Here is a 606-nt window from a genome sequence, read left to right on the forward strand (position 1 = left end):
AAGATATTACCGAGCTACGTGATTATGATCGAGTGTTTAACGTGTTGCATGGTCGCGGCGGCGAAGATGGATTGTTACAAGGCGTGTTGCAATGGTTTGATATCCCGCAGACAGGTTCAGGAATTTTAGCATCGGCACTTGGCATGGATAAAGTACGTACCAAGCAATTGTGGCAGGGCTGCGGCTTATCGACAGCGCCATTCTCATTACTAACGGCTAATACTGACTGGCAGCAAGTCGTCAACATGCTAGGGCTACCTTTGATTATTAAGCCCGTTCATGAAGGTTCAAGTATTGGCATGACGAAAGTCAATAACCTTGACGAGTTGCCTGCAGCATACGCAACGGCAGTACAGTGCGGTGATGCAGTAATGGCGGAACGCTGGATTACTGGACGCGAGTTTACGATTGTTGTTATCGATGACGAAGCTTATCCAGTGATACGTCTTGAGCCTGCCGACATTACCAATTTTTATGACTTCGAAGCAAAATACAACCGTAACGATACCAGTTATTATATTCCGTGTGGTTTGAGCGATGCTGACGAAAAGCATTTGCAAGCGTTGAGCCTTGCAGCATTCCGCGCGGTTGATGCAAAAGGTTGGG

Annotated in this window: 1 protein-coding gene; it reads left to right on the forward strand. The window is 47.0% G+C overall.

What is annotated here, in order from left to right:
- The coding region (locus ACS8FD_RS22380; RefSeq protein WP_439277481.1) for a D-alanine--D-alanine ligase at nucleotides 1-606 on the forward strand (606 nt) is incomplete at both ends.

This window comes from Psychrobacter sp. 1U2, assembly GCF_051847575.1.